The sequence below is a fragment of the Rathayibacter tritici genome (assembly GCF_001641005.1).
In the GTDB taxonomy this organism is placed as follows: domain Bacteria; phylum Actinomycetota; class Actinomycetes; order Actinomycetales; family Microbacteriaceae; genus Rathayibacter; species Rathayibacter tritici.
On the sequence record NZ_CP015515.1, the window covers coordinates 281523 to 304149 of the forward strand.

Consider the following 22627-nt stretch of genomic DNA (forward strand, 5'->3'; position numbering starts at 1 on the left):
GACGTGAGTCTCGATTACAGCGGGAGCATCCATACGTCGTCATATGCACGTTCGGCAAGAAGACGTGTCCGGGCCACGATCGAGTCTTTGGTCCACTCCGCCGCATCGAGAACTCCTCCAATGTCGTAGTTGAGTCCATCGCTCCGCAAGATGCGCTTCTTGGACTCGAAGTCTTTGTCGCCGAGTAGGGTGTTGAGCGAATCGTTTACGAGGAGAAGGTTCCCGAGGCTTCCGACAACTTCGAAGGGCATTTTGTTGCGCAGCTCCTTCTGGGGAAGGATGTGCTTAGTCGTGAGTCGCTCGACGCTATCGAGATCGGCGCGAGTTCCTTCAGACGCGCACGCACCCGAACCTCTCCTAGAGACGCCTGGGTGCGCTGATCCTGCCCCTGACGCCAGAGGAAGTACTAGTCCTGAAGCTCCAGCCACATCTCGGGCGACGTTCCCAGGGCCGCGCCGAGCTGCGCCGCAGATTCGCGAGTGATCTCCTTCTTGCCGGCGATGATCTCGGACACGAACTGGGGAGGACGGCCAAGAATCTCAGCGAACTCGGCCTGAGTCCAGCCGCGCGCCTCGAGCTCGTCGGCGAGGAGTCCCCCGCGGGGAATACTTCAGCGCGGATGGTTGCCATAGTGCGCCTCCCTTCAGTGGTAGTCGGCTAGATCGAGGGTGTGGCCGGCTTGCGGAAGACGGCAAATAAGATATCGGATCCGACCTCCTGAAAGATGCATGCTTCGTCCTCGCGGATCGGCCCCTCGTCGTGGTCCAGTCGGGTCAGGGGACGTCGAGCGCTAGTCGGACGTCTCGGTCCCGCAGCCTTGTGAAGGTAGTGCAGTACGGGACTCCGAGCGCTCGGCAAGCGTTCGGGATGAGGATTCGTTTGCGGGCGTTGGCCTGGTATCCCTCGTGCGTGACGACGGTGTGTCCGTGTGCGGCCGCATGAGCCACGAGGTAGTAGTCGGCGACGCTCAGGAACTCATCAATGGCAGCCTGGGTGAACGTGCCGTCGCTTGCCCATTGCGCCAACTCGGTCAGCTTGACTGCCGTGACGGCGTCCGCAGACTCAAACATGCCGAGGTGCTCTTGGACCCACGTTGCGAGGTCGTCGCCGCCACCCCGAGTTCCTCTGCAAGCTTCCCGAACGTCTCGGCCTTCGCCGTTCCGAGGAGCCGGAAGGCGTCGCCATAGGTTGTTCCCCCGCTACGAGCATCCGCTACAACTGCGCGCGCGAAGCGGCGACCGAGGCGGAGCGGCTGCGTTTTGTAGAAGTTCCCGCCGCTCGGGCTGGATCCACGAGCCGATTTTCGAACACGCGTCAATTCGTTTCGATAGCGGGTTCGGTACTCGTCCCGACCGATCAGATCGATGTCGAACAGACGGCGCAATACGACGAGGGTGCTCACGCGATAGACCGTGGCGAGGCGGTCCAGCTCGGGCGCGTCAGCCGTTCCCCGGAACGCCGCAGGCAGAGTCGCTCGTGGCACCAAGACCTCGGCGGCGACGTGGTTGCACCAACGTTCATGCGCATCATGGTCGGAGGCGGCAACGCCGGGGTCGGAGAGCGCGGACTCTCCCGCAGCGATGTGCGCTAGCTCGTGCACGATCGTGAAGATCTGGGCTGCCTTCGTATCCGCGGCATTCACGAAGATGAGCGGCGCGTAAGTATCGACGAGTGCGAATCCTCCGAACTCGTCCGGGTCCAGCGCTCGGCGGGCATTAGAACCCACGATTCCGTTGACGGATACAAGGACGCCCGCCGCTTCGATCAGATCGATGAGTTGACGGAAGGCGCCTTCCCAGCTGCGAAAGCGACTACGGCCCTCTATCTCGAATCCAATCGCAGAGCTAATGTGGTCCGCGACCGGCTCGATCGGATCACCGATAGAAGCGATCTTGACCAGCGCTACCTCATCAAAGCCGTGCGCTATCGCGAAATCTCTGTACCACGCCTGACGGCGCTGGCAAGAATAAATGGTGTCTCGAAGGTTCGGAGAGAGCTCCGCCCGAGCCTGGTCGCCGCGCGTTCGAAAGTCCGGGATGGGTGGGGACTCCTCAGGAGGCGTCGGAAGCATGAGGTAACCAAATGGGACGTGCGCCGCTCGAGCGAAGGATTGGAGCTGCTTCAAGGTCGGAGAAGGATCCGCAGCGAGCCAGGAATCGAAGCGCGGGAAGCGATCATGGATGGCGAGGTCGGTCCAGCCGGCACGGTCAGTGGCCCAACGCAGAACCTCCGGGCTTACCGTGATGCGGATGCTCACTACGTACCTCCGATCAGCAATGCGTGCGCCTCATCGTAAACGGAGGCTGTGACAAGTTGGGTGAGGTCAGCCAGCGGCTGAGGGCGTCACGTTCGGGCTCACGGCCGCGACAGCGCCTCGATGAGGTGGGGCAGGACTCCCTTGGACTCCGCGGCCGGCTTTCTCCCCTGTGCCTGTCACGCCTGGCGCTATCGGTCGAGTCCGCCGCGGTCGCGACCTGGCCTCCCGTGTGCGCTGGGCGAGCAACGCGTTGGCGCTTTCATTCTCCTGCGGGGAGAGCGTCGTGGGTACGGGCTCCCGGTTGGGAACGAGGCCGCGACCGTCTCGCGCGATGCGCGTAGCTCGGGCGGAAGGGCGGCGCGCTCGGCCGCCCATGCCTCGGTCTTGTTCGCGGTGTCCTGCCTGGTGTGGCGGGCAGCGCTCACCGGACCCCGGAGCGTCTGCGACAACTCAGTTCCGGTTCGACATGTCCGCCGCTCACCGCGGCACGAGCCCCGTGAGCCGCGACGTCAGCCGCTCGACTGGGCCGGCGCCGAGCACGCGCCACCACAGCAGTGCCGCCCCGCAGAGCCCGAGCACCAGGGCGAGCGCGGCGAGCGGAGCGTCGGCCGCGTAGCCGAAGCCCGCGCGAGCGAGCGCCGCGACCAGGGCGACCTGCAGCACGTAGACCGAGAGCGCCAGCGTGCCGATCGCCCGCAGCGGCACCAGCGCGCGCTGGACGGCTGCCGAGCGCGAGGTGGTGAGCAGCACCACCGCGACGTATGTCGCGAGCACGAGCCCGAGGTCGTGCAGTGTGTCCGGCAGGCCTCCGGAGAGGGTCTCTGCTCCGAGCAGGGGCTCGACCACGAGCCGCACCGGGTAGACGACGACCGCCACCGCCGCAAGCACTGGCAGCAGGCGGTCGCGCCGGGCTCCGTGGCGCAGCAGCAGGGCGCCGAGGAGGAAGAACGGGAGCAGATTGGTCGCGCGGTAGCTCGGCCCGGTGAAGAGCCAGAGGGTGAGCGGCGAGCCGGGTGCCGCGGCGGCTACCGCGGCGTTCAGCGGCCCGGCGACGAGCGCCAGCACGGCGGCGACCACGGCGATCAGCCGAGAGCGGAGGAGGAGCAGCGGGGTGCCGAGCACCAGCACGACCCCGAGGTACTGCAGCACGATCGCGATCCAGCTGCCCCAGATGCCGAGCCACACCCCGAGCGCCACCAGCACGGCGCCGCGGATCGCGTTCCGCAGCAGCACCCGGCCGGGGGAGGCGCCGGGCCGCGCGAGCACCAGCGCCGCCGACATCCCCATCACCAGCGCGAACAGCGGCGACGCAAGGTCGTTGACGTTCCAGGCGAGGAGGCCGAAAGCTCCCGTCCGTCGGCTCGGGACGAGCGGCATCGCGTGCGCGATCAGCATGGCGACCACCGCCACTCCTCGCAGCACGTCGGGGGTGACCAAGCGGTCGTGCCGGAGTTGCGGAGCCATCGCGGTCATGCCCGAGAGTAGGCGCGCCCCGGCCTCCGCGCCCAGCTCTCCCCCGCCTCGCGCCAGTCCCGCGTCGCACCCCGCCGCCCCCGGCCGGTCCGATCCGTCGCTCACGGCCCGTCCGCGACGGATCGACACCTCGAACGGCACTGCGCGAACCGCACCGCACGGGCCACGCTCGAGGTTTTCGCGCGCGGCGAGCGCACCGCGAGGAGGCAGCTGCGGGACGTGCAGCGGCATGCGCTCTCGCTCTCGCTCTCGGCCGACGCGGCTCTCGGCTGACGCGGCTCCCGGTCGCGCCGAGGACCGCGTCCCGGCGGAGAAGCGCAGGACGGTTGGCCCGATCGTCACCGACGAGTCCCTGCGCCTCGGTGGAGAAGGCCGGGGTCGTCGTCGGGTCACCGGGGGCCGGTCTGCGTTTCCTGGTCCTCGCTCGGCGCGGCCGGCTCTGCCTGCGGTTGCCCAGGCGAGGGCGCCGGCCGTCCGAGCGCGAGTCGGTGCAGGGCGATCCGCGCGGGCCGGATCACGTGGAGCGCGAGTCCGCCGGCCAGGACCGCTCCGAGGACGGCAAGGGGGATCATGGCCGGGAGCCCGCCGCTCGCCCGCTCACGGCGCTTCGCTCGCTTCACCACTGAACAGGATCATGGCGACGAGGACCGCCCCGAAGAGCGCGAGCATCGCGCAGTTCAGAGTGATGCCCGTGCGCGCCAGCTTGCGGTAGGGCTCCCGACGCAGTCCTACCATGCCGAGGGCGATCCCGATCACGGGGACGACGAGGATCGCGCCGACCACGATGGAGCACAGCCCGAGGACGACGCTGGTCATCGACAGGCTGCGAGAGTGCGGCTCCTCGGCGGGCAGCAGCGTCTCGACCGGGGCGTCGGGGGAGGGGTCCATGCAGTCCTCAGGAGTGCGGGCGGAACGGGGAACCGCTGCGACGAGCGTGCCTCGTCCTCTTCCGGGGTGCCGCCGGGAGCGTCACTTCGCGCCTTGACACGGGTCCGGCCCGACGACGCGGACCCGAGCCGACCGCTGCGACGGGGTCCTCCTCCCGGAGGCGGGCGCTCATCCTCCGGACGGAAGTTGCGTCCCACGGCTCCGAAAATGGCGCAATCGCTTCCGATGACGGCATGAATTGACGGATCGTCACGGATCGATTTCGTATGGTTTCCGAATTGGTCGTCCCATGAACGGCGCCGATGACACTCCACGAAAGGAACCCCTAATGAGCATTCGCCCCTCGACTCCGGTGACGAAGATCCTCACGATCTTCAGCTCGTTCGCCCTCGGCGCCCTTCTCCTGGCCGGCTGCTCCTCCGCGCCGGCGGAGGGCGCCGCTGCCGAGGCGACCCCGTCCCTCAAGGAGGCGGCCGCGACGCTCGGGACCTTCGAGAACACCCGCGAGGAGTACATGCGGAAAATGTCCTCGTGCCTTGATGACCACGGTGCCCAGGGCGACAGTGTGTCGCAGCAGATCAAGGACGCCGCGGACGCCGCCTGCGCCGAGGAAGTCGGCGCGGAGCCGCAGCCCACGGCCGAGGACTCCGCGGCGATGCGTGTGTACAACGGCGAACTGCGCTCGTGCATCATCGCGAAGGGGCACAAAGTCCCGGATCTCCAGGCCGACGGGCAGTGGGATAACGAGGCCATGTCGAAGCTGCTGAAGACGGACGCGACGCTCAACCAGGATTCGGGTACCTGCTTCGACGAGATGTCGCAGTGATGGCGACGCGACGTCGGCTCGTTCTGGCCGGTTCGGCGGTGCTTGTGCTCGCCGCGGTCGGTGGCCTCGCGCTCTGGGCGCCCTGGGGGGCGTCCTCCGCGAGCCCGGAGTCCCCAGCTGCACCCGTCGGGCGGACGGTTCAGGTGACGACCGGCACGGTCGCCAAGACGACCACCGAGAAGGGGACGCTGCGCTATCCAGCGGTCAAGTCGCCGACCTCCCGCGCGACCGGCACGCTCACCGCCGTCCCCGCCGTCGGAACCTCCCTCGGACGCGGCGACACCGTGTACGAAGTCGACACCGTCCCCACGGTGCTGCTCCTGGGCACGGTCCCGGTCTGGCGCGACCTCTCCGTCGGCGCGAAGGGGGCGGACGTCCTACAGCTCGAGCAGAACCTGTCCGAGCTCGGGTACTTCCCGCGGGTGCCGGACGAGGAGTTCCTCGAGCCCACGGCCGAGGCAGTGCGGAAGTGGCAGAAGGCCCTCAAGATCCCCCAGACCGGCGAGGTTCCCCAGTCCGCCATCGTCGTGGCTCCGGACGTCGTGCGCGTGGGCGCCACTCCGGTCGCCGTCGAGACGCCGGTCGGAGCGGGGACCACCGTGATCACGCTGACCGCGCATGCCCCGTCGGTGCAGGTGATGCTGCCCCTCGCCGACCAGGGCCTCGCGTCGGTCGGAGCGGCGGTGAGCGTCACGATGCCCGACGGCACCCTGGCGCCCGCCAGCGTGACGTCCGTCGGTCGGGCTCAGGTGTCGGGCGGGCAGAACTCCGGGAGCCAGAGCCAGAGCCAGGACGATCCGTCAACGAGCCGGGTCGTCCCCGTCGAGATCGCGCTCACGGATCCCGCCGTCGCGGACGGCCTCCAGGAGGCGTCGGTGCAGGCCGCCTTCATCGGCGAGCGCCACGACGACGTCCTCACCGTGCCGGTCGACGCGCTCCTCGCCCGCGCCGGCGGGGGCTACGAACTGGAGGTGATCGGCGGCGACGCATCGAAGCAGCGGATCCCCGTGACGGTGGGACTCGTCGCTGACGGCGTCGCCGAGGTGTCCGGGGACGGGTTGCACGACGCCCTGACCGTCGGGGCGGCGAGCGCATGACCCTCCTCGACCTCCGCGACGTGACGCGCGATCACGGCAGCCCCGCGGTCCGCGCCGTCGACGGTGTCACGCTGTCCGTGGACCGCGGCGAGCTCCTCGCGATCGTCGGGCCGAGCGGATCCGGCAAGTCGAGCCTGCTCAACATCATGGGGTTGCTCGATCGTCCGACCACCGGCACCGTCCTGATCGACGGCGTCGACATCGGTACGGTCGGCGACCGGCGACTCTCCGGGTTGCGGGCGACGATGCTCGGCTTCGTCTTCCAGCAGTTTCACCTGGACGAGACCCGCAGCGCCCTGGACAACGTGGCGGACGGGGCGCTCTACGTCGGCACGCCGCTGCGCCGACGCCGGGAGGCGGCGGAGAACGCGCTGCACAGAGTCGGGCTGGCCCATCGCCTGCACCACCGTCCCCATCAGCTCTCGGGCGGAGAGAAGCAGCGGGTCGCGATCGCCCGGGCGATCGTCTCGGACGCGCCGCTCCTGCTCGCGGACGAGCCGACCGGTGCCCTCGACTCCGTGTCCGGGGCCGCGGTCGTGGCGCTTCTGCGCGAGCTCAACGCCCAGGGAACGAGCATCGTCGTGATCACGCACGACAGGGCGCTCGCGGAGAGCCTTCCGCGGGTGGTCGCGATCCGTGACGGACGGGTTGAGTCCGATATCCGGGCGACGGGAGCAGCCGCATGAGCCGCTCACGCCTGCTCGCGAGTGACCTCCTCCGGATCGGCAGCGGCGGGCTGCGGCTGCGTCCACTCCGCGTGATCCTCTCGGCGCTCGGCATCGCGATCGGAATCGCGGCGATGATCGCGGTGGTCGGTGTCTCCGCGACCTCGCAGGCGCAGGTCGAGAAGAACCTCCACGATCTCGGCACGAATCTGCTCACGGCGAGTTCCGCTGCGAGCGTCATGAGCGCCCCGGTCCCGCTGGCCCCGAACGCGGTCGAGCGGGTGCTCCGGATCGACGGCGTCGAGTCGGCGGCATCTGTGGCCGTCCTCCCGGTCGGCGCCTACCGCAACCGCCTCGTCGATCTGGGCAATACCAATGGCCTCACGGTCGCTGTCGCCGATCAGCGCCTGCTCGGCGTGACGGAGTCACCGGTCGCCGTCGGCCGGTGGTTCGACGCGGCGTCGTCCGAGCTTCCGACGGTGGTCCTCGGCGAGACCGCCGCGAGCGCGCTCGGGATCGAGGAGCCCGGTTCGATGGTCCACGTGGGCGACGCCGATCTCACCGTGATCGGCGTCCTCGGCCGCAGCCCGCTCGCGCCCGAGCTGGACAGCGCCGTGCTCGTCCCCGGATCAGCGGCTCGCACGCTCCTGGGCTGGAAGGGGAACCCGACGACCGTGTACGAGCGGTCCGCCGATGAGGCAGTGCCCCGGATCCAGCAGCTGCTCGCACCGAGCATCGACCCGGTGAAGCCCAGAACCGTCGCGGTGGCGCGGCCGTCGGACGTCCTGCAGGCCAAGAACACCGTCGACGCCTCGTTCAACGGGCTGCTTCTCGGAGTCGGTTCGGTCGCCCTGCTCGTCGGCGGGATCGGGATCGCCAACACGATGGTGATCTCGGTGCTCGAGCGGAGGCGTGAGATCGGCCTCCGCCGGGCCCTGGGCGCGACCCGCGGTCACATTCGCGCGCAGTTCCTCATCGAGGCGTTCCTCCTCTCGCTCCTCGGCGGGATCGGCGGCGCAGTCCTCGGCACGGCGGCGGTGGCATTCTTCGCCGCGACCTCGGGTGCTCCGCTGACCATCCCGGTCGGGATCGTCCTCGCGGGTCTGGGCGCGACCGTCGTGGTGGGGATGATCGCGGGCTCCTACCCGGCGATCACGGCCGCCCGGACGCCCCCGGCGGTTGCTCTGACGACCTAGCCGCAGTTCCCCGACGCGCTCCCACGGGGCGACGTCAGCGAAGACCTCCGGGACGAGGCGGGCCACTGGACCCGCCTCGTCCCGGAGGTCTTTGTGGTTTAGGCGTGCAGGCGGGTGTCGACGAGGCCACGGCGTGCTGCACCGGGTCGGCCCTCGCTCAGACCTGAGCGGTGCCGCTGTCCTCGACCGAACCCGTCGCCTCCGACTCGTCGGCGATATCGGTGTCGGTCTCCTCGGCGCGCTCGCGCAGGGCATCCGCCATGGCGCCGGCTCCCTCGGCCCCGTGGTCGTGCTCGACCTGGTCGATCAAACCGCTGAGCTTCTCGTCGTTGCTCGCGTCATCGGCTCCGTCCATCACGGGGCTGTTCTGGTCGTTGTCGCTCATGGCGCTCCTCCTGGGTCGACCGGCCTCTGCGCCGGTGCTCCGACGCTACGCGTGCGCCCGGAGCCGCGAACGTGATCGACGGGAATCGGCTGATCCGCTAGGCATCGCGGCCGAGCGGATATCAGTCCGCTCTCGTCGTTCTCGACCGAAGTCACTCCTTCTCCCGACTAAGGCACTCTTCCACTCGACCTGAGGCGCTTTCGTTTTGAGAGCACCCGACTACGTGAGCAGACATCGTGTTCTACGGCTGAAGAATTCACTTCGCAATGACTCCCCGACTTCTGCTCCTGCTACGATATGGCGACTTCTGCACCAGGGATCGGTGGTCGTTCTCGGCGGGCGATCGATCGTTCACACGCCTGTTCTCTCGATCATCACCAGTGAAGGCGCGTATGGCTTCGTATCTGTTCGTCTGCTCCGGGGGCGGGCATCTCAAAGAGATGTTCGCACTCTCGGGGCTGCTCGGAGTCGACCCCGAGGAGCAGCATTGGGCGACCGTCGACAGTGCCCTCAGCCGCACCCTCCTCGCCGACCGGCGCATCACGCACCTCGCCGATCCGCCGCCCCGTGCCGTCGCGCCGGTGCTGCGCAATGCGATGATCGGCCGCTCGCTGCTGACCCGCGGTTCCTTCGACGCCGTCTTCAGCACCGGCGCCAGCCCGGCCCTCTCCTTCCTCCCGCTGGCGGCCTCGCGCGGCATCCCCGCGCACTACATCGAGAGCGCCGCGCGCGTACTCGGCCCGTCGGTGACCGGCCGGATCCTCGCCCGGGTCCCGGCCGTCTCGACCTACACGCAGTACCGCTCCTGGGCCGACGACCGGTGGAGTTTCGGCGGCTCGATCTTCGATACCTACCGCGTCGAAGACGTCGTCCCGCGGCCGATCCGCCGGGCCGTCGTCTCGGTCGGCACGCAGGACGGCTACCCCTTCCCGCGCTTCTTCGCCGCGCTCGCGCCGCTCCTGGACGGCGTGGAGGTGCTCTGGCAGACCGGCGCGAACGACGTGTCGGGGCTGGGAATCCAGGGCCGCCACTCGGTGCCGCATGACGAGCTCAACGAGGCGATGGCGGCGGCCGACGTCGTGATCGCGCACGGGGGAGTGGGCACGGCGCTCAGCGCCATCGAGCAGGGCCGGATGCCGCTCCTGGTGCCGCGACGCGCCTCCTTCGGCGAGCACGTCGACGACCACCAGGTGCAGATCGCCACTCGCCTAGCCGAATCCGGGCTCGCGGTCACCGTCGAGATAGAGAGTCTTTCCCGCGGAACGCTGGAGCAGGCTGCGGCCCGCCGGATCGTCTCCGCGGATTCCGCCGTGCCCTTTGTCGTACACGACTCTGCCGAGAAGTCCTCGGGCTTCTCCCGCCGACTGTTCCCCTCATCCCGTTGATGACCGCCGAGCGATCAGATGTGATGAGAACGTCATCCGGGCGTCATCTTCGGCCCGTACACTTCCGAGTGGGTTGGGGGGCCGGACGCGACTTCTCGTGCGTCGATATCGGACTGGTCGGCCGACTCGATTCTGATCGTGAAAGCTCCGAAGGAACCTCGATATGACTGACATCCCGCGCGGATTATCGCGCCGCATCCTGCTCGCCGCCTCTGCTGCCGGAGTCGCCGCGACCGCCTCCGCACTTGTAGCGACTCCCGCATTCGCCGCGGCGAATTACTCCGCGATCCCGAAGCTCCCAGGCGAGGTCTCCCGCAGGGACACGGCGCGCTCACGTGTCGGCGGGAAGCCCTACGAGATCATCGACGTGAAGATCGGTAACGACCCCGCTCGCCTGTTCGTCCCGCACAGCGCGGTACCCGGGAAGAACCTCTCGGTGCCGGTCGTCTGGTACTACCACGCGAGCGGAAGCGACTACACAGCTCTCTCCGGCGCCTACCAGTATTCGGCCGATCAGCTCGTCGATCAGGGCTACGTCAGCATCTGCCCGCAGTACAGCGGCAGCAGCGCCTACACGAGTGCTCCCGCGCTCGCCGCGCAGAAGGCCGCCGTCACCTGGGTGAGCAGCCTGTGGTCCGTGCGTGCCAGCTTCCTCCGCTCGAACTCCGGCGGCGGCGCCCTGCTCTGCTGGGCCTACGCGAATCGCCTGGTGCCGACCATTTACGGTGCCTACCACTCCAGCGGCGTCTACGACATCGAGGACACCGAGTCGCGGGACCCGGGGCGCGTCGTCGCCGCGTACGGCGGCGACCTCACCGCACTGCGCGCCGGTAACCCGTCGCGTCTCCCGCAGTCGGTCTGGGCGGGCACGCGCCTGCGCATCACCGCCGGATCGGCCGACTCGCTCGTCCCGGCCGACATCCACGGCGGACGTCTGCGCCGCCTGGCTCTGCCCGTCGCCCGCGAAGCGACCATCGCCTACCACAGCGGCGACGGCGGACAGCTGGGCCACGTGGTCCCCGGCTTCACGAACACCGACATGGTCCTGACCTTCCAGCGCTGGCTCCAGGAGGGCCCCGCCTGATCGGCGGCAGGACCGACGCGACCCCTCCTCCCCGGGGGCCGTGGCCAGGGTCGAGCAGCGGAGGAGGAGGGCACGGCATCGCAGGCGTCCCAGCCGCCGAGAGGCGACTCGCGAGGGCATCGCGATCCTCATCGAGGCTGACGGGACCACTCCCGTGAGCGCCGCACCGCCCGCCCCCTCCGCCCGCTTCTCCCGATGCTAGAAGGACTCCCTGACGTGATCGATCTCCTCCCGCGGCGCCTCGTCGTCGGCACGCTGTTCACGGTCGCCGTGATCATCGTCGCCGGCATGGGGTACATCTTCACCACGCGGACCCCCGGCACCGGCGCGCAGGTGGTCGCCTTAGGCGTCGCCGGGATCGTCGGCGCCTTCGTGCTGCTGAGGGTGCCCGCGCACTGGCTGCCGGCGATGGCGCTTGCGTTCTTCGCGATCGTGCCCTCGCCGCTCACGCCGTCCAGCTTCACCTTCCGGATGACGCTGTGGGCGGTCTTCCTGATCGTCTGGGCGGTGCGCCGGGCGCTCGCGCCGCAGCTGTGGCGGGCGCCGATCCGCGAGTGGATGCGTGAGCTGGTGCTGACCCCGTGGCGGGCCATCGCGATTCTCGCCTTCGCGGCATTCCTGGTCTGGGCGGCCGTCGCGACGGTCCGCGGCTCCTTCGTCTCGGCCGGTGTCTCGTGGATGGCCAGCATCGCGGTCTGCGTCGGCCTGCCGATGCTGGTCTTCGACGCCCAGCGCGAGGCCGTGCTGCTGCGCAAGACCTGGGTCTGGCTCTCGGGCCTGCTCGCGCTCTACGCCTGCCTCGAGCTGGTGGCGCAGAGCTCCCCGATCCTCGGCCCGCTCTACGCCGCGCTCGGCACCGAGCAGGACCAGCACTGGTCGCTCTACCGCGCCGAGATCACGTTCGGCCACCCGCTGCTCGCGGGCACCTTCCTGACGGTGGGTGCGGCGTTGGCGTTCGGCGCCTGGCTGCAGGGCTCGCGCCGCTCCGATCTGCTGCTGGGCATCCTGGCGTCGGCCGGAGTCGTCGCGACCGTTTCGCGCGGACCGATGGCCGCCGTGGCCGTTGCGGTCGTCGTCGGGCTCGTCGCGGTCGGCGTCCTCAACCCGGACCGCTCGCTGCTGCGGCCCGGCTCGATCCTTCTCGCCGGTCTGATCGCCGGAGTCGGCGTGCTCAACTTCGAACCGGTCACCGCGCGCAACAACAACCTCGACGCGTCGATCTCGGCCGGCGCCCGCGATCTCGGGGTCACGGTCGCGGTCAAGGCCGCCCAGCTCTCGAACTGGCTCGGCTCCGGAGCGGCCACCTCGGGCATCAGCGGCCGCAACTTCTCCGACGTGGTCATCGAGAACTCGTTCCTGCAGCTGCTGATCAGCGTCGGTGTCCCCGGCCTGCTGTTCTTCGTGATCCTGATGATCGCGCTGTTCGGCAGCGCGCTGAGCCGCCGCGACGTCGCTCCGGCGGCCGGCCTGCTCGGCTTCCTGGTCTGCCTCGCGGGCTACAACGCGATCGACGCGGTCCGTCCGAGCCACCTGCTCCTGGGCTTTCTCGTCATCATCTGCCTGAACCCGGTGCACGTCCCCGACTTCTCCCAGGGCATTCGGATGCGCCAGCCGCTCGGCGTGCAGATCTTCGACCCGCCGATGGCCGCCGTGATGCGGAGTGAGCGATGAGCCGCCGCTCGCGGCGGCACGCCTCGTCGCCGGCCGCGCTGGTCGTGCAGCAGTCGCTCGCGCCGCCGGACTCGACGACCCAGTACGTGGACTCGATCGTCGACGGCCTCGCGCCCGGGGTCGAGCTGCTGTTCTTCTCCTGGCGCAGCGCCCTGCTCGCCGACTACGACGTGCTGCACGTGCACTGGCCCGAGCTGATGATCCGAGGCCGCAACCCGCTGCACCGGTTCCTGCGACGCAGGGCCCTCGACGTGCTGCTCGTGCGCCTCGCGCTCCAGCGCATCCCGCTCGTGCGCACCGTGCACAACCTGCACCCGCACGAGCTCGGGCCGGCCGCCGAGCGCCGTTCGCTCGCCAGGATGGACCGCGCGACCGACCTGTTCGTGCGTCTGAACCCCACCACTCTCACTCCCGGCCGAGCGCCCGCCGTGACGGTCCTGCACGGCCACTACCGCGACCAGTTCGCCGAGCACCCGCTGCCCGAGCGCGAACACGGCCGGGTGCTGTACTTCGGCATCATCCGGCCCTACAAGGGCGTCGTCGAGCTGATGGACGTGTTCCGCAGGCTCGAGGACGACTCCCTCTCGCTGCACGTGGTCGGCAGCCCCAGCACGGGCCAGCGCGAGCTGGTGGAGGAGCGCGCCGCCCGTGATGCGCGGGTGCACACGACGTTGCGCCGGGTGGACGACGCCGAGATGGTCGACGAGATCGGCCGCGCCGAGCTGATCGTCCTGCCCTACCGCGAGATGCACAACTCCGGCTCGATCCTGGTCGCCCTCTCGCTGGGCCGCCCGATCCTGGTGCCCCGCACGCCCGCCAACACGGCCCTCGCCGAGGAAGTCGGCAACGACTGGGTGATCGAGTACGACGGCGACCTCACGCCCGAGCTGATCGCCTCGGCGCTCACCGCCACTCGCACCCGAGCGCCGGAGGGTCTCCCCGCGCTGTCCGGGCGCGACTGGGACGTGCTCGGCCGCCAGCTCAAGAACGCCTACGAGGGCGCACTCGCCACCAAGAAGGGCTCGACGCGATGAGCGCAACCACGCAGAAGCCGTCCCCGAGCCTCGGCCGCTCGGCGAGCCGCGGCGCCGCCGTCACCATCGGCGGCCAGGCGATCCGCATCGCCGTCCAGCTGGGCAGCATCGTCGTCCTCGCCCGCCTGCTCGCCCCCGCCGACTACGGCCTGCTCGCGATGGTCACCGCGATCATCGGCATCGGCGAGATCTTCCGCGACTTCGGTCTCTCCTCCGCCGCGATCCAGGCGAAGGAGATCACTCCGGGCCAGAAGAGCAATTTGTTCTGGATGAACGCGGGCATCGGCCTCACGCTGACGCTGCTCGTGATCGCCGCCTCCTGGCCGATCGCCGCGCTCTACGGCGACGACCGCCTCCAGCTGCTGACCGTGGTGCTCTCCTCGACCTTCCTGCTCAACGGCATCTCGACGCAGTTCCGCGCCGACCTCGCCCGGCACCTGCGCTTCGTGAAGCTGACCCTGGTCGACATCGTCGGTCAGGTGCTGGGCCTCGCGGTCGGCGTGCTGATGGCGCTTGCCGGTGCCGGCTACTGGGCGCTGGCCGCGAGCCAGGTCGTGCAGCCGCTGATCGGCGTGCTGATGCTCGTCGTCATCACCGGCTGGCGGCCCGGCCGCTACCGCCGCGGGGAGGCGATGGGCCACTTCCTGCGCTACGGAGGCGGCGTGTTCGCCACCCAGGCGCTCACCTACGCGAGCAAGAACGTCGACTCCGTCATCATTGGTGCGCGCTTCGGCCCGGTCGACCTCGGCCTCTACAACCGCGCGTTCCAGCTGATGATGCTGCCGCTGCAGCAGTTGAATGCTCCGGCGCAGCGGGTGGCCCTGCCGGTGCTGTCGAAGTTGCAGGACGAGCGCGAGCGCTTCCGCACCTTCATCCTCTTCGGCCAGTCGGCGATGCTGACGGTGATGGGCCTGGTGCTCGCGCTGCTCGGCTCGCAGTCCGACTCGGTCATCCGCATCCTGCTGGGGGAGCGCTGGCTCGGCTCGGTGCCGATCTTCCAGATTTTGCTCGTCGCCGGCTTTTTCCAGGCCACGGCGTACTGCTCCTGGTGGGTCTTTCTCGCGAAGGGCCTGGTGCGTCAGAGCGTCTGGTACAGCCTGGCGACCCGTCCGCTGATGGTCGTGCTCATCCTGGTCGGCTCGACCTGGGGAGTGACGGGCGTCGCCATCGCCTACGCCGCCTCGCTCGCGCTGACGTGGCCGATCGCGCTGATCTGGATCGGCCGCTCCTCCGACGCCCCGGTGCGCGACATGTTCACCAACGGCCTGCGCAGCGGCATCGCGTTCGGATCGATCACGGTCGGCTCGTACTTCTCCACCGTTGCGATCTCCGCCGACCAGCCGATCCTCCGCCTGCTCGTGGGCGGCGCGGTCGTCCTGGTCGGAGTCGGGCTCTGGATGCTGATCCTGCCCGCCTTCCGCCGCCAGATCCTCGGCCTCGCCGACCTGCGCCGCCACTTCCGCCGCAGCCGCCCGGCCGCCGCTCCCTCCCCGGCCGCGGTCGACGCCACCAGTCCCACCGGTGACAGCGCCCTGGTCGACGGCGCGGTCACGGCCGGCACCCCCGACTCCGAGCGGCAGAGCGCCGCCGTTCCCCCCACCGAAAGAGATCGATGACACTCAAGCTCGGCGTCGTGAAGTCCTGGAAAAAGGACTTCGTCACGACGACCCGCCTGCCGGCCCGCCGCGACGGCAGAGTCCTCCGCGACGCCCTCGCGACCCTCCGCCCCGAGCCCGAGTCGCACCTCGTGATCGCCGCCCCCGGCAGCGGCAACATCGGCGACCAGGCGATGCTGGAGGCGTTCCTCGAGAACACGTCCGGCCCCGTCGTCGTCGTCCAGCGGTACGCGGGCGACGTCGTGATCCCCGAGGATCAGGCCGAGCGGGTCACGGTCGTCGAACTCCCGCACCTGGTCTACGGAGTGGGCGACGCGCATGCCGCCGACCTCCGCGCCTACGCGGCGCTGATCCGCCGCTCCCGCTCGGTCTCGGTCGTCGGCGCCGACATGATGGACGGCAAGTACAGCCTCCGCGGATCGGTCCGCCGCTCCCTGCTCGCGCAGGCCGCCGCCGAGGCCGGGGTGCCCACGCGCATCCTCGGCTTCTCCTGGAACGCGACGGCGCGCCTCGCCGCCCGCCGCTCCCTGATCGCCGCCTCGCGCGCCGGTGTCGTCCCCATGCTCCGCGACCCGCTCTCGGCCGAGCGCGCCCGGAGCATCGGGGTGCAGCGTGTGGAGGAGGTGACCGACATCGTCTTCTCGGCCCGCACCCGCGACCGCAGCGTTCGCGAGGGGCTGGGACTACCCGAGGGCGTCCCGTTCGCCCTCGTGAACGCGAGCGCCCTGGTCGCCGGGATGGTCGACCAGGTGCCCGAGTACGAGCGGATCGTCGACCGCCTCCGCGCCGCCGGCGTGCACGTCGTGCTCCTCCCGCACGTCTCCCGCCCCATCGGCGACGACAAGGTCGCCGTGCGCGCGGTCGCCGAGCGCGTGGGTACCGAGGGTGTGACCGTCGTCGACCGCGTGCTGATGCCCGCCGAGATCCGCGGTCTGGCCGAGGACGCCCTGCTCACCGTGACCGGCCGGATGCACCTCGCGATCATGTCGCTTTCGCTCGGCGTGCCCGCGATCACGCTGGCCACCCAGGGCAAGGTCGAGGGCATCATGCGCCTGATCGGCCTGCCCCAGCTCTGCGTCGAGCCGCTCCCCGGCTTCGCCGACCGTGTCCTCCCGGTGATCGACCGCATCCTCGCCGAGCCGGGTGACGGCGGTGTGCGCGCCACCATCGAGTCGGCCATGCCCGAGGTGCGTCGCCTCTCGGCGCTGAACACCCGCGGCCTCGGCGCGGAGGTCGTGCGATGAGCGCGGCCCAGGAGAAGGGACCGCGGATGCGGATCATGTTCGTCGTCACGTCGCTGCACGGCGGCGGGGCCGAGTTCGTCGCCCGCACCTGGATGGGCTGGCTCCTCGAGCAGGGCCACCACGTCGACGTCGTCACCACCTCGGTCAAGAGCACCGACGAGTACCTGCCCGAGGGCGCGGTGCTGCACCGCATCGGCGCGGGCACAGGCCACGTGGGCAAGGCGAGGATGCTCAAGGAGTTGTTCCGCCGGCGCACCCCCGACGTCGCGGTCGCCCTGCAGGGCTACCCGAACATCGTGCTGCTCGCGTCGGCCGAGATGACGGCCCGCGCCGACCGCCCGAAGACCATCGTGAGCGAGCGCAACCTTGTCTCGCTCGGCGTCCCCGGCTTCTCGAGGACGCAGAAGGTGCAGCTCGCGCTCGCCAAGAGGCTCTACCGCCGCGCCGACCACGTCATCGCGATCTCGCATCCCGTCGCGGGCGAGCTCGTCGCCGGCTTCGGCGTCGCGGGCGAGCGCTGCACGGTCGTCCCGAACCCGGCGACCGCCAAGGTCGACCGCTCGCGCCAGGTCGCGCGCACCCCCGGCACCGCCGCGGGCCTGCAGATTGTGCTGCCGTGCCGCCTGGTCGTGCAGAAGCGCCCCGAGCTCGCGATCCTCGCGGCCGAGGAGTTGGAGCGCCGCGGCATTCCCGCGACGGTCGTCTCCTTCGGCGGCGGCCCCCTGCTCGGGAGCATGAAGGCCGAGGCCGCCGCGCGCGGCGTCGACTTCGAGGACAAGGGCTGGGTGGAGGACTGGTTCCACCACTTCGACGAGAACGCCGTCGTGCTGCTCCCGTCGCTGCGCGAGGGCTTCGGCAACGTGCTGGTCGAGGCCGCCGCTGCCGGTGTCCCCTCGGTCGCCGTGTCCGGGGCGCTTGGAGTCGCGGACGCGATCGTCCCCGGCCTCACCGGCGAGCTCGCGCTCACCCCCTCCGCCACCGACCTCGCCGACGCGCTGATCCGCGCGAGCGAGCTCGAGATCAGCGGCATCGACCGCTGGCTCGACCGCTTCTCCCTGGAGTCGAGCGGCCGCGACCTCGAGACGGTGCTGCGCCGGGTTGCGGGGCAGAGGTGACCCTCGTCTCGGTCGTGGTGCCGGCGTACCAGGAGGAAGCGCACCTCGCCTCCGCCCTGGAGCGCCTGCTGCGGCAGACCCACGCCGAGCTCGAGATCCTGGTCGTGGACGACGCCTCGACCGATGAAACGGCTGCCATCGGCCGCGCCTTCGCCGACGAGCACGAGCGGATCCGCTACCTGCGCCAGGACGAGAACCAGGGCGTCGCCGCGGCTCGCGAGCGCGCAGTCCGCGAGGCCGCCGGTGAGTGGGTCTGGCTGGTGGACGCTGACGACGAGTGGCCAGAGACCGCGGTCGAGGTCCTGCTCGCTGCGGGCGAGAGCGGCCGTGCCGACGTGGTGGTCGCCCAGGCAGTCACGGTCGACGGCACCGGATCCACGCCCGTCGGTTCCCTGCGCGGCCCGCTCGCGCTCTCCGGCCGGGGCGCTTTCACCGCGCTCCTGGTCGGCGAGGTGACCGGGCACCTCTGGAACAAGCTGTTCCGCCGCGAGCTGTTCGACAGCATCGACTTCACCCGTATCCGTCAGCACTCCGACCAGGCGCAGGTCGCTCAGCTGCTCGCCGCGGCGGACGAGGTCGTGGTGATCCCCGACTCCGTCTACGAGTACCGCTTGCGCTCCGGGTCGATCATCCGCTCGGGCTCGCAGCGCGCCGACTCGCTCGCCGGGCTCGCCGCGGTGATCGAGCGGACGGCCCGCGCACTGGATCCGCGCCTGCTCCGCTCGCAGGACTACACCTACTACCGGGCGCGCTTCTCCCTGCTCTCCCGCTTCAAGGACGCGACCTCGGGTGCGCACAGCGCCGATGAGGCCGAGCGGCTCTGGCGGGATGCGCACGGCGAGGCGGGACTGCGGCACCTGGCCGCCCTCGTCCGGCGTCGGGATGCGAAGCGCTCCGTCCTTTTCGGGCTCGCCGTCGCGGCGCCCTCGCTCTACCGGGCCGCGATGCAGGTCGGGAACGGGCGCCGGTGAGCGCGATCGCGACGGGACCCGGCGGTATCGCCCTCCCCGCCCCCACCCTGCGGTGCGCGGCGCGGACCATACACCCTTTAGGCTTATCAAGCGCTCGCGTGCCGCGAACGCGCCATCGTGTTTCTCAGAGAGATGAGCATCTCCTGGCGGATACACGACCGGTTCGGGGCGCCGCAAGGGGGAGAACATGAAGATGCTGAAGCCGTCGGGCGGGGCCCGTCGTGAATGGGTGGACTTCGCCAAGGGCGCCGCCATTCTGCTCGTGGTCTACTACCACACGTCGCTGTACCTCGGAGACATCGGGGTCGAGAACACTCTCGGCCGCATCAAGATCGTCTTCGAGCTGTTCCCGATGCCGCTGTTCTTCCTGGTGTCGGGTCTGTTCGGCTCGCGCATCACCACGTGGAGCTTCCGCGACCTCTGGCGCCGCCGGCTCTACCCGCTGCTGTGGCTCTACGTGATCTGGTCGTTCCTTCGGATGGCCTTCTACCTGATCGTCCCGCTCGCCAACGGCGGACTCGGTGAGCTGCCCGCGACCGACCCGCTCAACCTGCTCCTGCTGTTCTTCTGGCCCAGCAGCAGCTACTGGTTCATTTACGGACTCTTCCTCTTCACCCTCGGCGCGTGGCTCCTGCGCCGGGTCGACCACCGCGTCCAGGTCGCGCTCGCCGCGATCCTCGGCACGATGTTCACCACCGGGCTCGTGAACACCACCAACGTGGGCTGGAATCGCATCGGAGCCCTCTTCGTTTTCTATCTGGTGGGCACGCTCTATTCGAAGCGGATTATCGACGTTGTCGAGAAGAACAGCACTCGCGCGTTCCTGTACGTGACCCCGGTGTTCGTCGTGCTGAGCGCGGTCCTCTTCCTCTTCCCGGTCCGGTGGGTGCCATTCCTCGCCCTCGCCGGCCAGATGGCGGCGGTGGCGATGGGTGTCCTCGTGGCCCGTGCGCTCTCGCGCGTGCGCTTCCTGAACTTCGTCACGGTCTGCGGCGAACGCAGCCTGCACATCTACCTCCTGCACCTCTACGTGATCGTGCTCTGCGTCACCGCTCTGCGCTTCCTCCTCCCCGAGGACCGGTCGGTGATCGCCGGCTTCGAGATTCCGCTCCTGCTGGTCGTGCTGACAATCGCCGTCGTGCTGTCCATCGTGGTTACCCGGTACCTCTCGAAGATCCGCTGGTTCTACGTCCCGCCGGCGGCCCTCGGCGGTCCCGGCAGGAAGCGCAAGCCGGTCGCGGTTCCGGCGCGGGGCGCGGGCGTCACAGCCGATCCGGCCGCTGTGCCGGCGGATGAGCCCGGCACCTCACCCAGTTACGAGCAGAAGAAGACGGAGTCCCACGAGTGAAGACGACACGAGCACGCAGAGCCGCAGTCCTGGCGGCCGTCGTGGCCGTGGCCCTCGGGCTCGCCGGCTGCACCCCGAAGCCCGAGCCCGTCCGCACGCCCGACGGCTTCACGACGCAGAAGGCGATCGAGTACCGCTCCGTCGACGGCGTCTCGCTGAAGGCCGACGCCTGTCTCCCCACCACGGGCGGCACCGACCGACCCGCGCTGCTGATGCTGCACGGCGGCGGCTTCGTCGACGGGGCGCGCAACGAGGGCGGGATGACCGAGCTGTGCGAGTACTACGCGCAGCGCGGCTTCGTCTCCGTCACCGTCGACTACCGCCTGCTCCAGGACAGCCGGTATCCGGGCCAGGTCGAGGACGCGCAAGCCGCGGTCGAGTGGCTGCGCGACCCCGCGCAGGTCTCTCGCTTCGGCCTCGACCCGGCGCGCATCGGCGTGATGGGCAGCTCCGCCGGGGCGATCATCGGAGCCACGCTGGGCACGCTCGGCGAGGGTTCCCTCACCGAGGGCTCGCGGGTCAAGGCGGTCGTCGCCTTCTCGGCGGTCGCCGACATGACCGAGGCCGGCATGTCGCTGGGCACGCCGCTGCCCGAGGCGAAGGAGCAGATCCTCGCCTACCTCGATTGCGACGAGATCGACTCCACGACCTGCCCGCAGAGCGTCCTCGCCTCGCCGATCTCGTCGGTCGACGCGAGCGACGCGCCGCAGATCTGGCTCACCTCCGAGGACGAGCTCGTCCCGGTCGAGCAGGCCGACGAGATGCAGGTCGCGTTACAGGACGCCGGAGTGGCGGCGGAAGTCGGCGTGGACGGCTCCGGCCACCACGGGCTCCAGAACAATACTCCGAACAACAAGAAGGCGGTCCTCGCCTTCCTGCAGGCTCACCTCTGATCCACCGCACCCGCGCACCCGCGCACCCGCGCGGCCGGTTCCGCGCACCGCGGACGACACATCACGACGCTCACGACAGACCCCCTGCGCTCCGGTGCAGGCGACGAAAGGGACACCAGAAACCATGACCTTGAACGGATTGTTCGCCGGCATCGGCCGGAGGTGGGTCTACATCGTCGCCTTCGCTGTGCTCGGCGCCGTGGCGGCACTGGTACTCAACGCCGTGCTGCTGCCGCAGTACAAGGCGGACGCACGCGTCTACGTCGCGGTCTCCTCGACCGGCGTCCTCTCCACCTCGGACCGCGTGGCCGCGAACAGCGCCGCCGCGCAGGCCACGGTGACCTTCGTCGCCCTGGGCACCTCGGACACCGTCCTCCAGGGCGTCATCGACGGCCTCGGGCTCGATGAGACCATCGAGGACTTCTCCAAGCGCGTCTCCGTCCTCTCCGAGCCGGAGTCGGTGGTCATCACGATCTCGGCGACCGACCCCTCGCCCGAGCAGGCCGCGACCATCGCGAACGCCGTCGCCGCGCAGCTCGACGCCGCCGTGCAGGGCACCGACCCGACGACCACGGCGACCGGCGTGGCCGTCCCGCAGATCCAGCTCGAGGTCCTCAGCCAGGCGATCCCGCCGAAGCTGCCCGTCACCGGTGGTCTGCTCGTGCTGCTCGCGCTCGGCCTCCTCGGCGGCGCCGTGGTCGGCGTCGGCGTGGCGATCGTGCTGACCGCCCTCGACCGCCGCATCCGCAGCGGCGACGACGTGCGCTCCTCCCTGGACCGCCCCCTGCTGGGGATCGTCCCGGCGAAGTCCACGAAGCTCGACGAGCTGCTGAACTCGAGCGACATTCCGGCCCGCTACTCGGCCGTCGCGTTCGAGCTTTCCGCCATCGCCCGCACCCGCTCGTTCTCCTCGTTCGCGGTCGCCCCGGCTTCCGCGAACACCCCGCACACGACCAGCGCGGTGCTGCTGGCGAAGGCGCTCGCCGTCCTCGGCTCCTCCGTCGTGATCGTGGACGGCACCGCCGAGGGCTCGGCGCTCGCCTCCGCGTCGGGCGGACGCCCCGGCCTGCGCGAGGTGCTCTCCGGAGCCGCTTCGCTCGACGACGCGATCGTGAAGCGTTCGAGCGACCGAGTCGACCTGCTCCCCGCGGGCAGCGCCCAAGCGGGCACCCCGATGGCGACGGACGCCCTCCGCTCGCTCGTCGAGGAGCTGGAGAAGGTCTACGACATCGTTCTGGTCGTCACCGGCACCCTCGGCTCGACCGAGCAGTCGCCGACCTTCCGCGGCGTGGCCGACGGCGCCGTTCTCGTCCTGATCGAGGGCAAGGTCGACGCTCCCCAGGCCGCCGCCGACGTGCACTGGATCGAGACGGCCGGTACCCCCGTGGTCGGTGCCGTCCTCCTGGCCCGCCACAAGCTGCAGAAGGCGCCCGCGATCGTGTGACGCGCTTGCGGGTCGGCGCCCTGCCGTGCCGACCC

General features: G+C 70.0%; 21 protein-coding genes and 1 pseudogene. 15 read left to right on the plus strand and 7 right to left on the minus strand.

Annotated elements, in window-relative coordinates:
* Positions 1-14 precede the first annotated feature (14 nt).
* The 6 genes and pseudogenes from A6122_RS17640 to A6122_RS01250 all read right to left on the minus strand — a co-directional run bounded on the left by A6122_RS17640 (position 15) and on the right by A6122_RS01250 (position 4618).
* Positions 15-428 carry an HNH endonuclease family protein gene (locus A6122_RS17640; RefSeq protein WP_373408567.1) on the minus strand — a complete coding sequence of 138 codons (414 nt, stop codon included), beginning with the start codon at positions 426-428 and terminating at the stop codon, positions 15-17.
* Positions 407-607 carry a HigA family addiction module antitoxin gene (locus A6122_RS17185; RefSeq protein WP_308471237.1) on the minus strand — a complete coding sequence of 67 codons (201 nt, stop codon included), beginning with the start codon at positions 605-607 and terminating at the stop codon, positions 407-409. The genes A6122_RS17640 and A6122_RS17185 overlap by 22 nt, the downstream gene beginning before the upstream one ends.
* Positions 608-773: 166 nt before the next feature.
* Positions 774-1085 (minus strand): annotated as a pseudogene (locus A6122_RS01230) (DUF4411 family protein); the annotation flags it as partial.
* On the minus strand, positions 1031-2257 hold the full coding sequence (locus A6122_RS01235) for an ImmA/IrrE family metallo-endopeptidase (RefSeq protein ID WP_084415735.1): 1227 nt from the start codon (positions 2255-2257) through the stop codon (positions 1031-1033). The pseudogene A6122_RS01230 and the gene A6122_RS01235, both read right to left, overlap by 55 nt.
* A gap of 477 nt (positions 2258-2734) precedes the next feature.
* Positions 2735-3835 (minus strand): DUF418 domain-containing protein, encoded by a 1101-nt coding sequence (locus A6122_RS01240; protein WP_167542328.1) that lies wholly within the window; start codon positions 3833-3835, stop codon positions 2735-2737.
* A 492-nt stretch (positions 3836-4327) separates the two neighbouring features.
* A complete protein-coding gene (locus A6122_RS01250; RefSeq protein ID WP_068250629.1) occupies positions 4328-4618 on the minus strand; it encodes a hypothetical protein in 291 nt (96 codons plus the stop codon).
* Between the two features lie 328 nt (positions 4619-4946).
* On the opposite strand from A6122_RS01250, the gene A6122_RS01255 reads away from it, so the two are divergent.
* Genes A6122_RS01255 through A6122_RS01270 form a run of 4 tightly spaced genes read left to right on the plus strand, consistent with a single transcriptional unit; the run spans position 4947 to position 8402 of the window.
* On the plus strand, positions 4947-5444 hold the full coding sequence (locus tag A6122_RS01255) for a hypothetical protein (RefSeq protein ID WP_068250633.1): 498 nt from the start codon (positions 4947-4949) through the stop codon (positions 5442-5444).
* Entirely contained in the window at positions 5444-6541 is a 1098-nt protein-coding gene (locus tag A6122_RS01260) for a peptidoglycan-binding protein (protein WP_068250636.1), read from the plus strand. The genes A6122_RS01255 and A6122_RS01260 overlap by 1 nt, the downstream gene beginning before the upstream one ends.
* Positions 6538-7227 carry an ABC transporter ATP-binding protein gene (locus A6122_RS01265; protein WP_068250639.1) on the plus strand — a complete coding sequence of 230 codons (690 nt, stop codon included), beginning with the start codon at positions 6538-6540 and terminating at the stop codon, positions 7225-7227. Before A6122_RS01260 ends, A6122_RS01265 begins: the two co-directional genes overlap by 4 nt.
* Positions 7224-8402: an ABC transporter permease gene (locus A6122_RS01270; RefSeq protein WP_068250642.1), complete on the plus strand. Its 1179-nt coding sequence runs from the start codon at positions 7224-7226 to the stop codon at positions 8400-8402. The genes A6122_RS01265 and A6122_RS01270 overlap by 4 nt, the downstream gene beginning before the upstream one ends.
* Before the next feature lie 157 nt (positions 8403-8559).
* Here A6122_RS01270 and A6122_RS01275 read toward each other — a convergent pair whose 3' ends face one another.
* Positions 8560-8787, minus strand: coding sequence for a hypothetical protein (locus tag A6122_RS01275; RefSeq protein WP_068250645.1), 228 nt, complete (start codon positions 8785-8787; stop codon positions 8560-8562).
* Positions 8788-9179: 392 nt separating this feature from the next.
* On the opposite strand from A6122_RS01275, the gene A6122_RS01280 reads away from it, so the two are divergent.
* The 11 genes from A6122_RS01280 (at position 9180) to A6122_RS01330 (ending at position 22592) form a co-directional block, all read left to right on the plus strand.
* Positions 9180-10172: a glycosyltransferase gene (locus A6122_RS01280; RefSeq protein WP_068250648.1), complete on the plus strand. Its 993-nt coding sequence runs from the start codon at positions 9180-9182 to the stop codon at positions 10170-10172.
* 163 nt (positions 10173-10335) lie between these two features.
* Complete coding sequence (locus A6122_RS01285; protein ID WP_068250651.1) at positions 10336-11256, plus strand: hypothetical protein; 921 nt, start codon at positions 10336-10338, stop codon at positions 11254-11256.
* Positions 11257-11472: 216 nt separating this feature from the next.
* Positions 11473-12927 (plus strand): O-antigen ligase family protein, encoded by a 1455-nt coding sequence (locus tag A6122_RS01290; RefSeq protein ID WP_068250654.1) that lies wholly within the window; start codon positions 11473-11475, stop codon positions 12925-12927.
* Positions 12924-13961: a glycosyltransferase gene (locus A6122_RS01295; RefSeq protein ID WP_068250657.1), complete on the plus strand. Its 1038-nt coding sequence runs from the start codon at positions 12924-12926 to the stop codon at positions 13959-13961. The genes A6122_RS01290 and A6122_RS01295 overlap by 4 nt, the downstream gene beginning before the upstream one ends.
* Positions 13958-15577: a lipopolysaccharide biosynthesis protein gene (locus A6122_RS01300; RefSeq protein ID WP_068250659.1), complete on the plus strand. Its 1620-nt coding sequence runs from the start codon at positions 13958-13960 to the stop codon at positions 15575-15577. The genes A6122_RS01295 and A6122_RS01300 overlap by 4 nt, the downstream gene beginning before the upstream one ends.
* Positions 15574-16821: a polysaccharide pyruvyl transferase family protein gene (locus A6122_RS01305; RefSeq protein WP_068250662.1), complete on the plus strand. Its 1248-nt coding sequence runs from the start codon at positions 15574-15576 to the stop codon at positions 16819-16821. The genes A6122_RS01300 and A6122_RS01305 overlap by 4 nt, the downstream gene beginning before the upstream one ends.
* Positions 16818-17936 carry a glycosyltransferase gene (locus A6122_RS01310; protein WP_068250663.1) on the plus strand — a complete coding sequence of 373 codons (1119 nt, stop codon included), beginning with the start codon at positions 16818-16820 and terminating at the stop codon, positions 17934-17936. Before A6122_RS01305 ends, A6122_RS01310 begins: the two co-directional genes overlap by 4 nt.
* Complete coding sequence (locus A6122_RS01315) at positions 17933-18907, plus strand: glycosyltransferase family 2 protein (RefSeq protein ID WP_068250664.1); 975 nt, start codon at positions 17933-17935, stop codon at positions 18905-18907. The genes A6122_RS01310 and A6122_RS01315 overlap by 4 nt, the downstream gene beginning before the upstream one ends.
* 187 nt (positions 18908-19094) lie before the next feature.
* A complete protein-coding gene (locus tag A6122_RS01320; protein ID WP_068250669.1) occupies positions 19095-20255 on the plus strand; it encodes an acyltransferase family protein in 1161 nt (386 codons plus the stop codon).
* A complete protein-coding gene (locus tag A6122_RS01325; RefSeq protein ID WP_068250672.1) occupies positions 20252-21148 on the plus strand; it encodes an alpha/beta hydrolase in 897 nt (298 codons plus the stop codon). The genes A6122_RS01320 and A6122_RS01325 overlap by 4 nt, the downstream gene beginning before the upstream one ends.
* Positions 21149-21272: 124 nt before the next feature.
* Positions 21273-22592, plus strand: coding sequence for a Wzz/FepE/Etk N-terminal domain-containing protein (locus A6122_RS01330; RefSeq protein WP_068250674.1), 1320 nt, complete (start codon positions 21273-21275; stop codon positions 22590-22592).
* Positions 22593-22627 lie beyond the last annotated feature (35 nt).

Excerpts from the sequence above, each read along its gene's own strand:
- A6122_RS01310 (WP_068250663.1), top strand. The coding sequence starts at position 16,818 with ATGAGCGCGGCCCAGGAGAAGGGACCGCGGATGCGGATCATGTTCGTC.
- A6122_RS01305 (WP_068250662.1), top strand. The coding sequence starts at position 15,574 with ATGACACTCAAGCTCGGCGTCGTGAAGTCCTGGAAAAAGGACTTCGTC.
- A6122_RS01270 (WP_068250642.1), top strand. The coding sequence starts at position 7,224 with ATGAGCCGCTCACGCCTGCTCGCGAGTGACCTCCTCCGGATCGGCAGC.
- A6122_RS01330 (WP_068250674.1), top strand. The coding sequence starts at position 21,273 with ATGACCTTGAACGGATTGTTCGCCGGCATCGGCCGGAGGTGGGTCTAC.
- A6122_RS01320 (WP_068250669.1), top strand. The coding sequence starts at position 19,095 with ATGAAGATGCTGAAGCCGTCGGGCGGGGCCCGTCGTGAATGGGTGGAC.
- A6122_RS01260 (WP_068250636.1), top strand. The coding sequence starts at position 5,444 with ATGGCGACGCGACGTCGGCTCGTTCTGGCCGGTTCGGCGGTGCTTGTG.
- A6122_RS01275 (WP_068250645.1), bottom strand. The coding sequence starts at position 8,787 with ATGAGCGACAACGACCAGAACAGCCCCGTGATGGACGGAGCCGATGAC.
- A6122_RS01300 (WP_068250659.1), top strand. The coding sequence starts at position 13,958 with ATGAGCGCAACCACGCAGAAGCCGTCCCCGAGCCTCGGCCGCTCGGCG.
- A6122_RS01265 (WP_068250639.1), top strand. The coding sequence starts at position 6,538 with ATGACCCTCCTCGACCTCCGCGACGTGACGCGCGATCACGGCAGCCCC.
- A6122_RS01280 (WP_068250648.1), top strand. The coding sequence starts at position 9,180 with ATGGCTTCGTATCTGTTCGTCTGCTCCGGGGGCGGGCATCTCAAAGAG.
- A6122_RS01250 (WP_068250629.1), bottom strand. The coding sequence starts at position 4,618 with ATGGACCCCTCCCCCGACGCCCCGGTCGAGACGCTGCTGCCCGCCGAG.
- A6122_RS01285 (WP_068250651.1), top strand. The coding sequence starts at position 10,336 with ATGACTGACATCCCGCGCGGATTATCGCGCCGCATCCTGCTCGCCGCC.
- A6122_RS01255 (WP_068250633.1), top strand. The coding sequence starts at position 4,947 with ATGAGCATTCGCCCCTCGACTCCGGTGACGAAGATCCTCACGATCTTC.
- A6122_RS01295 (WP_068250657.1), top strand. The coding sequence starts at position 12,924 with ATGAGCCGCCGCTCGCGGCGGCACGCCTCGTCGCCGGCCGCGCTGGTC.